The organism is Candidatus Rokuibacteriota bacterium (assembly GCA_030647435.1).
Lineage (GTDB): Bacteria > Methylomirabilota > Methylomirabilia > Rokubacteriales > CSP1-6 > AR37.
The window spans coordinates 18,981-32,579 of sequence record JAUSJX010000119.1 but is presented as its reverse complement, the minus strand read 5'-3'; the positions used below and the strand labels follow the sequence as shown (position 1 = coordinate 32,579).

Genomic DNA, 13,599 nt, shown 5'->3' with positions numbered 1-13,599 from the left:
CAACGCGCGCCCGGTCACCCGCGGTCGCACGAGCCAGGTGTGGGAGGCGTGGATCCGCGACGAGAAGGAGCAGTTGGTCGCGCAAGGCCGGGTGCGGCTGCTGTGCGTCGACGAGGAGCGGGCGCTGGGCTGAGCGGTTGCCAGTGGAATGCTGGAGAGCGATGGGCTTTGCCATCGGGCTCCTGGGGCGGGCGGGGGCTGAGTCTGGGAGGCTCGGTCACGGTGATGGGGGCCACGGGCGGGGCGACCACCGCCGGAGGGCGTTCATGTTGCTGCCACGGCAGACCCGAGGGAAGCCCCTCGGGCGCGGCGGGCCATGACTGACAATGCGTTTTATGTTATCTACGCTCGTTGGCGACGAAGATCTACGCGCACACCGCGCGCGTGGTCGGCTTCACGCCGATGACCGAGCTGCACATGAAGTTCCGCGGGATGGGGGTGAGGAAATGATGCATTGCTGCGGTCACGCGCTGACCCGCCGCGACTGGATGTGGAGCGCGATGCTGAGCTCGGTCGGCGCGGTATTCGCTGGCTGTGCCGGAACGCGCGCGGATGCGGTGGGGGCGTCGGCGGCGCCGCTCACCGCCGCCGCCGCCCTGCTCCGCGACAACATCTCGATCGACGTCCACACTCACGCGGGTCCGAACGGCGTCACGTCCCGCACTGCGCGACCCAGCGACGAGATCGCGCGCAGCATGCGCGCCGGCCGCATCGCCATTCTCTGCCTCGCCGACGTCCCCGACGGCCCTATCCTCGGCCGCAACGCGCAGAACGTGCTGGTCGCGCAGCGCACGCCCGAGCCGGGATTCCTTTACACCTATCATCTGGAGCGGCTCGCGTGGATCGACGAGCTGGTGGCCAAGCACGGCGTCCGCCGGGCGCTGACCCTTGCCGATCTGAAAGCGGCGCACGCGGCGGGTCAGCCCGCGATCATCGTCGACATCGAGGGCCTCGATTTCCTCGAGTGGAAGCTGGAGCGTCTGGAAGACTCGTACCGTCGCGGCGTGCGCACGATGCAGCTCGTGCACTACACGCCGAACGACATCGGCGACTTCCAGACTGGCGCCGTCACGCACAACGGGCTGACGCCGTTCGGCGCGGACGTCATCCGCGCGTGCCACCGGCTAGGGGTCGTGATCGACGTCGCGCACGCGACCGCGGACACGGTGAAGCAGGCCGTGAAGGTATCGACGAAGCCGCTCCTGCTCTCGCACACCGCACTGCGGGGCTCGAAGGCGCAGGGTCCCACGCCGCTCACGGAGCGCCAGATCACGCCGGACCACGCCCGCGCGCTGGCGGAGACGGGCGGCTCCATCGGCATCTGGCACTTCTTTCCGAGCCTCGAGCGTTATGTGGACGGCCTCAAGGAGATGGCTGAAGTCGTGGGCGTCGATCACGTCAGCATCGGCACCGACACGTCGTCGGGCCCCGGGCTCTTTCCCCAGTACGACCACTTCACGCAGCTCGTCGACGCGATGCTGCGCGGGGGCTTCACGCCCGCCGACACCGCGAAGGTCGTCGGCGGTAACTATCTGAGGATCTTCGCCGCCTCCGCCGGGTAGGAGGTGTGCCATCGGGCTCCTCGGGCGGCCGGCGGCTAAGTCTGGGAGGTTAGGGCACGGTGACGGGGGCCACGGACGCACCGACCCCCGCTGGAGGGCGTTCATGTTGCTTACGCTCACGCTGGCGCTTGGGCGTTCGGGCCGCTCGATATGCGCCGGCGCCAGACGCCGATGGACAACCCGGCCCTACTCTCGGGAGCGGACTGCGGGCTATATTGGAATTCGCGGTGCAGGACTGACAACTCCGGAGTCGCCGCAGAACGAAACACCATCAACAGCTCGGGAGGATCACCATGACGATCTATGAAATGCGGACCTACACGCTTCAGGTCGGCAAGATGGCCGAGGCGGTCAAGCTGTATACCGAGCTTGGCTATCCGGCGCTCCAGAAAGGCGGCCAAGACAAGAAGTTGATCGGCTACTTCCAAGCCGACACGGGCATGATCAATCAACTCATCCATCTCTGGAAGTTCGACGACGATGCCGACCGTCGCGCGCACTGGGCTGCGGTATATTCCAACAAGGATTTTATTGAAGGCTTCGCCGCAAAATTCCGTCCGTTGCTCGTTTCCCAGGAGGTCAAGCTGCTGACCGCGGCCCCGTGGGGACCGCATCCCTGAGAATAGATCGGAGAATAGATCGAGGACGCCGTGCCTACGGCTCCTGGGGCGGGCGGCGGCTAAGTCTGGGAGGTTAGGGCACGGTGACGGGGGCCACGGACGCACCGACCCCCGCTGGAGGGCGTTCATGTTGACAATCCCCTCGCGCCGCGCGATGCGCCGATTCATTCACAGCCTCTGAGTCCATGAGCCCGGTCAGCAGTGCGAACGCACACGCACCCGCCCCACGGCGGCTGCCAAAGAGAGGCAAACATGCGAGCGGTGACCTTTTCCCGATTCGGTGGACCCGAGGTGCTGGAAGTGGCGGAATTGCCTGAGCCGCAGCCCGGCCCCGGCGAGGTGCGCATTCGCGTGGCGGCGGCGACGGTCAACCCGACCGACATCGGTTTCCGTGCCGGACGGCAGACAACCGCCCAACTGACAGCGATGGGTGTGCGGCCGCCCTACATCCCCGGCATGGAGCTGGCCGGGGTGGTGGACGCCGTCGGCGAGGGCGCGGACTGGCACACCGGTGACCGCGTGATGGCGATCGTCAATCCGCGCCGTCCGGGCGGCGGCGCCCAGGCGGAGTTGGTGGTCGTTCCGGTCGCGTCTGTCGCCCGCGTGCCCGAGGGAGCCAGCCTGGAGGCCGCCGCCACCCTGCCGATGAACGGGCTGACGGTGCGCCTCGCGCTGGACCGGCTCGCGCTCCAGCCGGGGCAGACCCTGGGCGTCACCGGCGCGGCTGGCGCGGTCGGTGGTTATGCGGTTGAGCTCGGCGTCAGCGACGGGCTGCGCGTGATCGCCGTGGCGGGGCCGCAGGACGAAGCGCTGGTGAGGCGATTCGGCGCGGAGACGCTGGTGCCCCGCGGCGAGGCGGCGGTCCGCGGCCTCCACGACGCGGCTCCCGGGGGCGTTGATGGGCTGATCGACGCGGCCGTGCTCGACGCGGCGGTCCTGCCCGCCATCCGGGATGGCGGCAAGCTGGCCACGGTGCGCGGCTTCGCCGGCCCCTCTGAACGAGGCATCACGATCGAGCCGGTGCGGGTGACCTCGTACCTGCACAACCATGAAGCGCTCGATCGGCTGGGTCATCTGGTCGCCGAAGGCAAGCTCACCCTGCGGGTGGCGGAGACCTTTCCGCCCGAGCGGGCGGCGGACGCGCAGCGCAAGCTGGACGCGGGCGGGATCCGAGGGCGGCTGGTGATCGTCTTCTGATCGGCGGGCGCGGTCAACGGGATCGGTCCCGGACTGGTCGCGACGCGCTGTCAGGCTTCAGGTCGAGCCGCGCGTACGGTTGGGAATGTTGAGCACCCGCCCGATCATCGGCAACCCGTAACCGCTCGCGGCCAGCGAGTTGGCGAGGGCTCGGCGCAGGTCATGGAGGCGAACGTCCTTCGCTCCTGCGCGCTCCCGGATGCGCTGCTGTGCCATCGGCTGAGCTGAGGCCTCGACCATCGGGCAGGATCGCCGAGGGCACCGCGTCCCCTTGCGGCGCCGGCGCCCATCCTGGTGGGGGAGCTAATGGCAGGGCGGGGGGGAGGAGGCGCGGGCCCGGCTGTGCCAGCGGCGATGCCGGCCCGGCTCCCGCGCCCAGCCTCCCCGGCCTGCTCTAGGACCCCAGTCATGCTGGTGACGCTCGGAATCCGGCAGCACGTGTTCCGATGCTGTTCCTGCGGCTACCGAGGAGGGAGAAGCGTTGAGCGTGCGCACTACTCACGCGGTCGAAGCTGCTCCCATTTTGCTCCCACACCATCCCGAAACAGCCCGAAAAATGCCGCAAGACGCCAAACGACGAAGGAACGTTCAACCGCCGACCCTGCTTGAAGTTTTTCGAAAGATCAGAGGGTTGCCAGCATGGCCTCACAAGCGCTCATAGCCCAAAGGTCGCTGGTTCAAATCCAGCCCCCGCAACCAAATAATTGGAGCGGTTGGAAGGGGCGGCTCGGTGCCGCCCCTTTCGCTTTCCAAGGAATTACCCAGGAATCCCGCCTCGGAGCTTCGCGGCCTTGGTGCGGAGCTGCGCGGCTTCGACCTCAAGAGCCGGTGCGTCCTCTTCGTTCCCGTCCAATCGGTGAGAGGCTGCGTCCATGAGCGTGATCCTTGCCTCGTCCTCCAGGCAGTCGGGGCAGTTCTCCATATGCCGCCAATCGCCCCTGTCGATTGCGCGGAAGCACTCGCGCTCCTGGGGTGTGAGGTCATCAGGCGGAGCTCTCGGTTCCACGTTCAATCATTCGGTTGAGGGGATGTACTGTCAGCTTGTCTGTCCACCTTTCAGAATGACCATCACCTGGCTCACTCCCAGCGCCCTCGTCGCTTGATCCGCCTTCGCCTGCCACCGGGCTTGTTCGGCCTGGTAGGCTTACATCGTCGCGCAACCGGTCAGGAGCAACGCCGCCAGTCCGAACCCAAACAGAAACCACACCCACCGCGGCGTGGGCTCCGTTCCCCAGAGGATTTGCCGGAGTTTCTGGGCGGTCGTTTCAACGATTCCGCCACAGACACTCCAATCGTCCGGCATACAGACCGAATTAGCCCGGGGAACCATTCCCGGGGGAATCAACCGCTTGCACCGCGGGCAAAATTTCCGCAACGGCCGTCGCCGTATCATGCTTACCGCCCTCCGGCGAGACGCGCAGCCGGCCAGTAGCCCGGTCGCGATCATAAGGACTGCCAGCACCTTCATCGGGGTCTCTCCCTTGCTGGCGTAGCCCCGCACGATGCGTGCCATGCTGGATAGCGTGATATGAGAAGGCTTTACGAGTGGCTGGCGTGAGCTCACCCGCCGAATTCTGGCCCGCCATGTGACGGGGCTGGGCCACCCCCGACCGATGGGAGCTGGGGGTGGGGGTCATGCCGCCGCCGTCGCCTCCTGCCGCAGGCGGCCGTCATGGTCGGAGACGATCTGGAAAAGCACCCGGGGTGGAGCGCCGCTGCCTGCGCCGCGCGGGCCCTGCCCCTCCCGCGCCGGTCTCACTCACGGAGCCCACAACTCGGTCCTTCCGTGCTGCCCCTGCCACCCGGCGGCCGCCCGGCTCGCAGCCGCATTCCTCCGCCCGCTTCTCTTGGACGGCGAGATTGTGGCGGCGCAGGATGGCCCGGGTCAGAGGGCGATGGCGGTGCTGACGCTCGCCGTCGCCCCGGTGAAGCGGGCAGTCCCGGGTCTCAGGCTGGGGCCCGCAGGGCAGGCCGCATTTCGCCCCCCCCCGCATCGCGCGGCGAGGGAGCCGAGGAAGCGGCGTTTGCCCGTCCTATGCGCAGCGGGTGAACCACTCGATACCGATCACGCGTCGCAGGTGGGGGCTCCCTTGCAGGAGACACACATGAGGGGTTCGCGACTGACCTCGAACGAGAGTCTACTGCGTTACGCCCATGGCCCGCCGCCTATCGCTTCAATCTCTTGCGCGGTCTCCTCGCGGGGCGCTTGCGGGTGCGAGGCCTTCGCCACGCTGTCTCCTTGACCCGGCGCGCAAGCAACTCCTTCACCTCCCGCTTCCCCACCCTCCGTAACGCGACCAGGGTCATGCGGTTCTGGCCGGTGGGCATCGAGTCTCCGGTCACCCAGTGGGCCACGGCTGCCGCGCTCACGCCCACCAGTCGAGCCAGGGCCATCTGGCTTAGACCAAGGCGCCGCCGCAAGCTCTCAATGAGCCGAGGCGAAAGCCGCGCGGCCTTCGCGTCTTCCTCGGACACGTGTGGGATCGCGGGAGCAGCCTCCATGAGCCGCTTCCAGCCCACCGCACTCCGGCGCAGGGTCGTGACCGTCGCGTGGAGATCCGTCACTTTCTTTCGGAGCCGAACGACCTCTCGCCGCAGCGGCGTGACAACCACCCGGACTTGCCTCCGGGCTCCTCGCACAATCGCTTCCTTGATCACCGTTTCCAGTTTCGCCAACGAGCGTCTCCTCGTGAAGGTCAGACAACGATCGAGCCAGAGCGGACTGCCGTGATGATTGTCCAGTCGGCCGCGGAACCTGTCAATAAGAATGAGACAGTCGGTTGCCGAGTGTAGTGTAGGAGCGCCTCCTCGGTCGCTTGGGGCGTGGGTGGGTTGATCCGGACCTCCGTGGGGCGCGCCGGCGGCTGGGGCGATAGGGATAGCAGCATCCCCTTTCGGCTGCAGGAAGAGGCTGCCGGGGTCGAGGTGCGCGCCCCCGCGGTCGGCCCAGGGAAAGCTGCGACATTCGTCAGCACGCATCCCGAGGGCGATCGCTGACAGTCCGGGAACGCACAAGTATCAACAGGACCGCCTCGCGCGGATGCAGAGAGGTCATGATGCTGACCAGAGAAGTCCTGGTGGTCGTGCCGGTATCCGACGACGCGCTGAGTCGTATAGCGGCGGTCGACCGATGCCTGCATGTGGTCGATGCTCGGGGCTGGTTTGACGTCGAACTCCGCGAGACCTGGCCGCCGTGGACGGTACAGCGCTACCTCGGCCAGCGTTTAGGACCAATCAGTTCGCGCCAGGAGCGCGACCAGCTGCTGGCCAGCGCCGAGATCATCCTCGGTGGCTTTCCGTTTTCGCTGGATCTCCGGGCCCGGGCGCCGCGCCTGCGCTGGTTCCACCAACTCCCGGCCGGGGCGAGCAACCTGTTACGCGGGGATCTCTGGGGCAGCGATGTCATCGTCACCACCTCGCGCGGCTATGGGAATACCCGCCCCATGGCTGAGTATGTGCTGGCCAGCCTCCTCCACTTCGCCAGGGGGCTCCACCATGCATCTCGCGATCGGCAGCGGCATCGTTTCGACCATCGCACCTACCGTCCCCTGCTGCTGCAGGGTAAGACGGTGTGCGTCGTGGGCGCCGGTGGCATCGGGCAGGAGGTGGGGCGGTTGTGCGCCAGGGCCGGCATGCGGGTGATCGGCACGCGGCGCCGGGTGGCGTCCGATACCGTACTGCCAGCCGGATTCAGCCGCCTGGAAAGCCCCGAGCGTCTCTATGCTCTCCTCGAGGAGAGCGACGGCGTGGTGGTCTGTTGTCAGTGGACACCGGAGACGACCAAGCTGATCGGTCGGGAGGCCTTTGCCGCCATGAAGCCAGGCGCTATCCTGGTGAACGTCGCGCGGGGTGAAATCATCGACGAAGAGGCGTTGATCGCTGCCCTCGCGGCGGGAAAGCTGCGGGGGGCGGCCCTAGACGTCTATGTGGGTGAGTTTGAACACGAACCAGATCGTCGCCTCTGGGACGATGAGCGCGTCCTCATCACCCCGCATATCTCTGGCGGCAGTGACATGCGTCAGCATCGGGGGATCAACCTCTTCTGCGACAATCTGCGCGCCTATCTGGACGGGCGGCCCCTGACCAACGTCGTCGATTGGGCAGATGGTTATTGAGCTACGGCCGGCGCGACGCAATTCTCCGACGACGGGCGGCCCAACAGCGTCGGGGACACAGGTCCGGCGCGTTCGATATAATTGGTCCGTGACCATGCAGCGCACCCAGGGTGAGGTGCCCAGCGAACTATCGGTCCCGCACAGCCTCGGAAAGTCTCAACGGTGCTGACGACGGACACTCTCCGCCGAGGCGCTTACCCAGCTCACGCTGAGCATCGCCGCGGCCAACTTCACCGACCGATTCAACGAGGCGCTCGGCACCGAGCTCGAGGCCTGAAGGAGACCGACCATGGCCGACACGATTCAACGCGTCGAGTACTTCTACGCGCAGGTGCCCAACAAGGCGGGCGAGGGCGCCCGCTTTCTGACGGCGCTCCACGAGGCCGGCATCAATCTTCTCGCGTTCTCTGGCTTCCCCGAAGGGCGCGGCTCCCAGCTCGACTTCGTTCCCGCCGATCCGGCCGCGTTCAAGCAGTTCGCGCGGACGGCGAAGTGGAAGCTCACGGGCCCCAAGCGCGCCATCCTGGTGAGTGGCGAGGAGCGCGTGGGTGCGGTGGCCGAGCTGCACAGGAAGCTCGCCGAGGCGAAGATCAACGTGACGGCCATCGACGCCGTCTGCGCGGGCGCCGGCCGCTACGGGGCCATCCTGTGGGTGGCCCCGCGCGACGTGAGCAAGGCCGCCAAGCTCCTCGGCTCCGCGTAGAGCTGATGGGCGACGGAGTGAACCATGGCTCAGGACAGCACGCGCCGTTTGCTCAAGGTGTTCGGGATCGCCGTCACGAACCTGGAGGACGCGCTCGAGGCCGCCCTCGCCGAGGGCGCGAAGAAGGCCGAGGCGGAGTTGAGAGAGCGGATGAAAGAAGTGATCGCGCTCGTCGAGCGGCTGTCCGAGCGGGCGGCGAAGCTCTAGCGCCGCCCCGCTCGTGATGGAGTCTCGATGATGCGGGGGCCGTTCAGGGACGCGTCGGGCGTCGCCCTCACACTGCCGCGCAAGACCCCGGTGTTCCTGCGCGCGATCCTCGCCCACCTTGGGCTGGCGCCGGCCCCAGACCCCTCCTGGACCGGCCTCGCCCCAGCCCGACCACGCCGCGGCCACCGGGTAACCCCCGCCCGGGAGCCAGGCCGGCCTCTCACGGGCCGCTCAGCGTTCTCCTCGAGATCGACGGCGAACTGCCGCCAGGGCAGCCGTCTGCGCCGCTCAGGCGGCCCTTGACGACGCCTCTGTCCCATGTGCAGGCTCGCCGCAGGAGCCGGATCAGAGCCGGGCGGGCTCGGCTCCAGGGAGGGCTCCGGGGCCGGCGGCTCGACGACGCTGGGGTCTTTCAGGGGGTCCTGGATGCCCGCTGTATGGGGCCGCGTGATGCGAACTGGCGTTAATGTTGCCTATGGGCCACCGTCGTGTCACGTCAGGCTCGTCTGTGGCTCTCGTTGCTCGAGGCTCTCGCTGAGGAGATATCTCATGAACACTTATCGGTTCAAGATCGAGGCGCCCTACTATCCCATCGTGTATGTCCGCGGCTACGCGATGCGAGCCGCCGAGCGTGAGGAGACATTCAACGATACGTACTACGGTTTTTCGGCCACATCCGTCGAGAAGCGTCAAGCCCCGGCCCCACAGTATTTCGAGGCCGACGTCTTCGAGGGCCAGCTCATCCGACTCATGAAGATCAGGGACTACGGGTATGCCGACTCGGTCAACCGTGGCATCGAGATCTTCCATTCCAACCCGTCCAGGAGCGTCTGGGTATCAAGGTTCTACGATCAGGACGTGTTCCGTGACACGGTCCGCAGGATCGAGGAGCACGCCGAGGATCTATACACACTCGTCTGTCAAACGATCCCCGAGCGGCTGCGAAAGGCAGGCGTCGACCTCGGAGAGAACGACCGGGATTATCGAGTCATCTTGATCGCTCACTCGATGGGCGGACTCGTCTGCCGGACACTGATCCAAAATCTAATACCACATGTGCACAACAAGGACCCGAAGGACTGGATCTACCGGTTCGTCACGATGGGCACTCCGCACCGCGGCATCAATCTGGGCCGGATTCCCGACGTGATCGAGAACCTCCTCACGTCGAAGCTCAATCCGTTCGACGCCAACATCTTCAAGGAAGAGCGAATGCGTGAGTATCTGAAGCTCGACCCGACCGAGGACCTCCACAGCCTCGGTGACCCAAGCGCAAAGCATGCATTTCCGGTCAAGCGCTGCCTCTGCATCATCGGTAGCGACTACCGCTCGTATGGAGTGACAAGGGAGCTAACGGGAAGTTTCAGCGATGGACTCGTCAAGCAGGACTACGCCTACGTGGTCGCCGGTCCGAAGCCTCCGGAAGAGGTCGGCTACCCAGACGAGCGGAGGTCGTTCTGGGCGAATGTCCATCGTGCACACTCCGGGACCCGCGGGATTGTCAACAGCTACGAAAGCTATGAAAACATCCAGCGATTCCTGTTCGGTGATACCAGGGCCGAGATTTCACTCGACGACATCAAGTTCGGGACCACGGCGCCCACCGGGAACGATCACTACTTCTACGACTTCGAGTTTCTCTTCTCGATCCGGAGGAGTGGTACGTACCTCCATCGGAGGCAGCAGGATCCATGCGAGAACGCGATCCGGCTCGAGCGTGCGCAGGTACCGCCGCGACTGCTGCTGCACACCGCGTTCGTCAACTCTCGGTTGAGAGACGAGGGAGACAAATTCTCACATTTCGGCGCGAAGATTCGTATCGTCGAGCATAGAGTCCGAGACGGATTCCTTTGGGACCACGAGTATCCGGAGAGGCCGATCTACAACGAGAGCGTGGAAGTCCGTCTGGGTGATGAAGAGGTCTCGTACCGATGGCTTTCGGAGGGCGATAACTGGGCGCCGATGACGCGGGACGCCAATGGCGTATTCAGGGTCGGGCTCAGGGCGGGAGGCGCGGTGACTGGTGTGCTCTCGATCAAGCCCGGTCTATGGCCCGACACCGACCTGACACATGACGGAGTTGAGACATCAACCCGCGCAGGATGACTTTCTGGGGCCATCGCGCATCGCCACTCCCGACGACGACTACTCGTCCTTCGCAGCAGCGGGAGATGGACGAAACTCAAAGGCGCCCACGTCGATCGTCTGCGGCCCCATGCCCGCCTCTCCAACGACACCCGCTGATACGCGGAATGGTCAACGCAGTCCGAGAGCAGCCCGCTAGACGGAGGTGCGGCTGGCGGAGCCCCTGGGAGGCGATCGCGTGGAAGTAGGAAGAAGAGGGACACGTTATGGCTGATGGAGCGAATGACCGTCTTGGCATATTCATCGGTCTGGCCAAAGGCCTCATTTGGCCCTGCACCATGATCCTCCTGGTGTTCGCTCTCCGCACCGACATCATCTCCCTCCCCCCACGGGTCAGCAAAGTCAATGTCGGCGGGGCCACGCTCGAGCTCGTCGAGGCCGTTCAGCGGATCGACAAGCAGATCGCGAAGAGCCCTCCTGTGACACGGCGGGTTCCGAGGGAAGACCCTCGGGCAAGACGGGCCATGACTGAGAACGGGCTTTATGTTATCTACGCTCCACGCGCTTGATGGTCCTGGGGCGCGAATCGAGCATGCGCTGGGTCGGTTGGCGAGCGATCTGGCTTCCTGTTGGGGGGTCGTGGGCGTGCGCAAGCGGCGTTATGACCAATGCTGCCCGAGTTTGTCGCGTTCAGGCAAGCAAAGCCGCGCTCAGGGGCGAGCGCGCTCCGCGCTTGACTTGCTGCGCCCGGCGACTGCATGATTTGCCGCAACGCCCGTTGCGGAGCGCTTGGGAAGCGCCGATCCGGCTGCCGAACGCGCGCCGGTAACCCGAATCGAGCACAACCGAGCGAACGTAGCACCGATACTGCATCACTGCAGCGTTGCATCGGCACAGAACGCCGACGACGGGCATATTGAATATTTTATTATATTTTATTTATTTCACCAACCGGGTGGGAAGAGGAGCGTAGTAATGGCGCCAGACATCTTCGCGAAGATCGGAACTATCAAGGGCGAATCGCTCGACGCCAAGCACAAGGACGAGGTCGAGGTGCTCTCATGGTCATGGGGCGTGTCGCAAACCGGGGGCACGGGGCAGGGGGGTGGAGGAGGATCCGGCAAAGCGAGCTTTTCGGATTTCCATCTTGCTCACCACATCGACAAGGCATCGCCTCTTCTGATGGCAGCCTGCGCCACGGGCAAGCACATCAAGGACGCCACGATTACCGCCCGAAAGGCGGGCAAGGGGCAGCAGGAGTTTCTGATCATCAAGATGAACGACATCCTCATCACGAGCGTTCAACCTTCGCTCAGCGACGGAGAGGTCGGTGTCGAAGGCGTGACCCTGAAGCCGGCGAAAGTCGACTTGGAATACAGGCCGCAGAAGCCGGATGGATCGCTCGACGCAGGCGTGCACTTCAAGTACGACATAAAGCTGAACAAGGAAGGCTAGGTTGAGCGACGCGCACTCTCCCGGCGACATGTTCCTGATGGTCAGAGGCGCCAAGGGTGGCGTGATCAAAGGGGAGACGCTGGACGATGATCGGTTCGGCGTTGGACGACGTGCGCCTCGCCGTGGCCGACGGCGATTTCGACTATCGGTTGGAGTAGACGTGCGACCAGGCTTCGAATAGAGACCCGTCATGGAACAATCGCCCACCGCGCCGCGTGAAGTCACCGTCGACGAGGCGATGGCGATCGCCATTCGGTGCCAGAAGAACGGCCAGCTGGCCGAGGCGGAGGCACTGTATCGAAAGGTGCTGGAACTGAAGCCCGATCAGCCCGACGCGCTGCACTATTCAGGCGTGCTGGCACACCAGCAAGGTCGCAGCGAGGAAGCGATCGCGTTGATTACCAGGAGTCTCGACCTCGCACCCGATCAGCCTGACTGGCACAGCAATCTTGGCATCATCTTCCAGGACAAGGGGAAACTGCAGGAGGCCGTTGTCGCCTACCGGCGGGCGCTGGTGCTACAACCCACGCACGCCAATGCGCACAACAACATTGGCGTCCTGCTGAGGGCGCAAGGTATGACCGCGGAGGCCGAAGAGGCCTATCGCACGGCGATCCGCCTGAACCCCGACCAGCCTGACGCGTACCACAATCTGGCCATTCTGTTGAGCGCGACCCATCGCACCCAGGAGGCGGTGACGTGCTATTGCAAGGCTCTCACGCTGAAGCCGCAGTATCCGGAAGCGCGTCGCCTGCTGGCGCTGGCGTATTGCGTCATCGGCCAACCCGACAAGGCCGTCATCGTGTGCGAGGAGTGGCTGAAGTCGGAGCCGGACGATCCGGTGGCGCGGCACACACTGGCGGCGGTGTCGGGCCGCGACGTTCCGACACGCGCATCCGACGCGTACGTGCAGAAGACGTTCGACAGCTTTGCGGCGAGCTTCGAAGCCAAGCTCGCGAAGCTCGACTATCAGGCGCCGGCGCTCGTGGCTGCGGCGCTGGCTGATGCCGGTCTCCCCGCGGCACGAACCCTCGATGTCCTGGATGCCGGGTGCGGAACCGGGCTCTGTGGTCCCCTCGTGGCGCCCTATGCCCGCTGGCTGGTCGGAGTGGATCTGTCGGAAGGTATGCTGGAACACGCGCGGGAGAAGAACGTCTATGATGAGCTCGTCAGAGGCGAATTGATTGCATACCTTCAGGATCACTACGACGCGTTCGATCTGATCGTGACGGCGGACACGCTCGTCTATTTCGGGGCGCTCAAGGATGTCGCCGCCGCTGCGGCCGGAGCTTTGCGATCCGGCGGACGGCTCATCTTCACCGTCGAGGAAGCGACCGAGGACGACGCCTTATCGACGTATTGCATCAAGCCCCACGGCCGTTTCAACCACCGGGCCCAGTACGTCGAGTGCGTGCTCGTCGAAGCGGGTCTGAAGGCGGACATCGCGCGCGCAGAGTTGCGCATGGAATCCGGCGCCCCTGTCGCGGGTCTGGTGGTGACGGCAACAAAACCCGCGACTCCCAACGGATGCACATGCTGACCGAGGCGTTGCGCTCGTTCGTCATGCATATCGCTGTGACAAGGCAGATCCGGGGGGAAGACACTCGGGCAAGTCCACATGACTGAGAACGGGGGTTATGTTATCTACGCTCAAC

Annotated in this window: 11 protein-coding genes; 10 read left to right on the top strand and 1 reads right to left on the bottom strand. The window is 65.3% G+C overall.

The genetic code is table 11. The features are described 5' to 3' along the window. Positions 1 to 500: 500 nt before the first annotated feature. The 3 genes from Q7W02_20480 to Q7W02_20470 all read left to right on the top strand — a co-directional run bounded on the left by Q7W02_20480 (position 501) and on the right by Q7W02_20470 (position 3,379). Positions 501 to 1,562, top strand: coding sequence for a membrane dipeptidase (locus tag Q7W02_20480; GenBank protein MDO8478525.1), 1,062 nt, complete (start codon positions 501 to 503; stop codon positions 1,560 to 1,562). Between the two features lie 293 nt (positions 1,563 to 1,855). Then, entirely contained in the window at positions 1,856 to 2,182 is a 327-nt protein-coding gene (locus tag Q7W02_20475) for an NIPSNAP family protein (protein MDO8478524.1), read from the top strand. Between the two features lie 252 nt (positions 2,183 to 2,434). Then, entirely contained in the window at positions 2,435 to 3,379 is a 945-nt protein-coding gene (locus Q7W02_20470; protein MDO8478523.1) for an NADP-dependent oxidoreductase, read from the top strand. 57 nt (positions 3,380 to 3,436) lie between these two features. On the opposite strand, the gene Q7W02_20465 is transcribed toward Q7W02_20470, so the two are convergent. Continuing rightward, positions 3,437 to 3,595 carry a hypothetical protein gene (locus Q7W02_20465; GenBank protein ID MDO8478522.1) on the bottom strand — a complete coding sequence of 53 codons (159 nt, stop codon included), beginning with the start codon at positions 3,593 to 3,595 and terminating at the stop codon, positions 3,437 to 3,439. A gap of 2,837 nt (positions 3,596 to 6,432) precedes the next feature. Here Q7W02_20465 and Q7W02_20460 point away from each other — a divergent pair. From Q7W02_20460 to Q7W02_20430, 7 genes are all read left to right on the top strand, one after another. Continuing rightward, positions 6,433 to 7,494: a D-2-hydroxyacid dehydrogenase gene (locus Q7W02_20460; protein ID MDO8478521.1), complete on the top strand. Its 1,062-nt coding sequence runs from the start codon at positions 6,433 to 6,435 to the stop codon at positions 7,492 to 7,494. Positions 7,495 to 7,783: 289 nt separating this feature from the next. Further along, complete coding sequence (locus Q7W02_20455) at positions 7,784 to 8,197, top strand: hypothetical protein (GenBank protein MDO8478520.1); 414 nt, start codon at positions 7,784 to 7,786, stop codon at positions 8,195 to 8,197. A gap of 24 nt (positions 8,198 to 8,221) precedes the next feature. Continuing rightward, a complete protein-coding gene (locus Q7W02_20450) occupies positions 8,222 to 8,404 on the top strand; it encodes a hypothetical protein (GenBank protein ID MDO8478519.1) in 183 nt (60 codons plus the stop codon). A 549-nt stretch (positions 8,405 to 8,953) separates the two neighbouring features. Beyond that, complete coding sequence (locus tag Q7W02_20445) at positions 8,954 to 10,510, top strand: hypothetical protein (protein ID MDO8478518.1); 1,557 nt, start codon at positions 8,954 to 8,956, stop codon at positions 10,508 to 10,510. A 245-nt stretch (positions 10,511 to 10,755) separates the two neighbouring features. Next, positions 10,756 to 11,058, top strand: a complete 303-nt coding sequence (locus Q7W02_20440) for a hypothetical protein (protein MDO8478517.1) — start codon at positions 10,756 to 10,758, stop codon at positions 11,056 to 11,058. A gap of 406 nt (positions 11,059 to 11,464) precedes the next feature. After that, a complete protein-coding gene (locus tag Q7W02_20435) occupies positions 11,465 to 11,944 on the top strand; it encodes a type VI secretion system tube protein Hcp (GenBank protein ID MDO8478516.1) in 480 nt (159 codons plus the stop codon). A gap of 190 nt (positions 11,945 to 12,134) precedes the next feature. Then, a complete protein-coding gene (locus Q7W02_20430) occupies positions 12,135 to 13,484 on the top strand; it encodes a tetratricopeptide repeat protein (protein ID MDO8478515.1) in 1,350 nt (449 codons plus the stop codon). Positions 13,485 to 13,599: the final 115 nt, after the last annotated feature.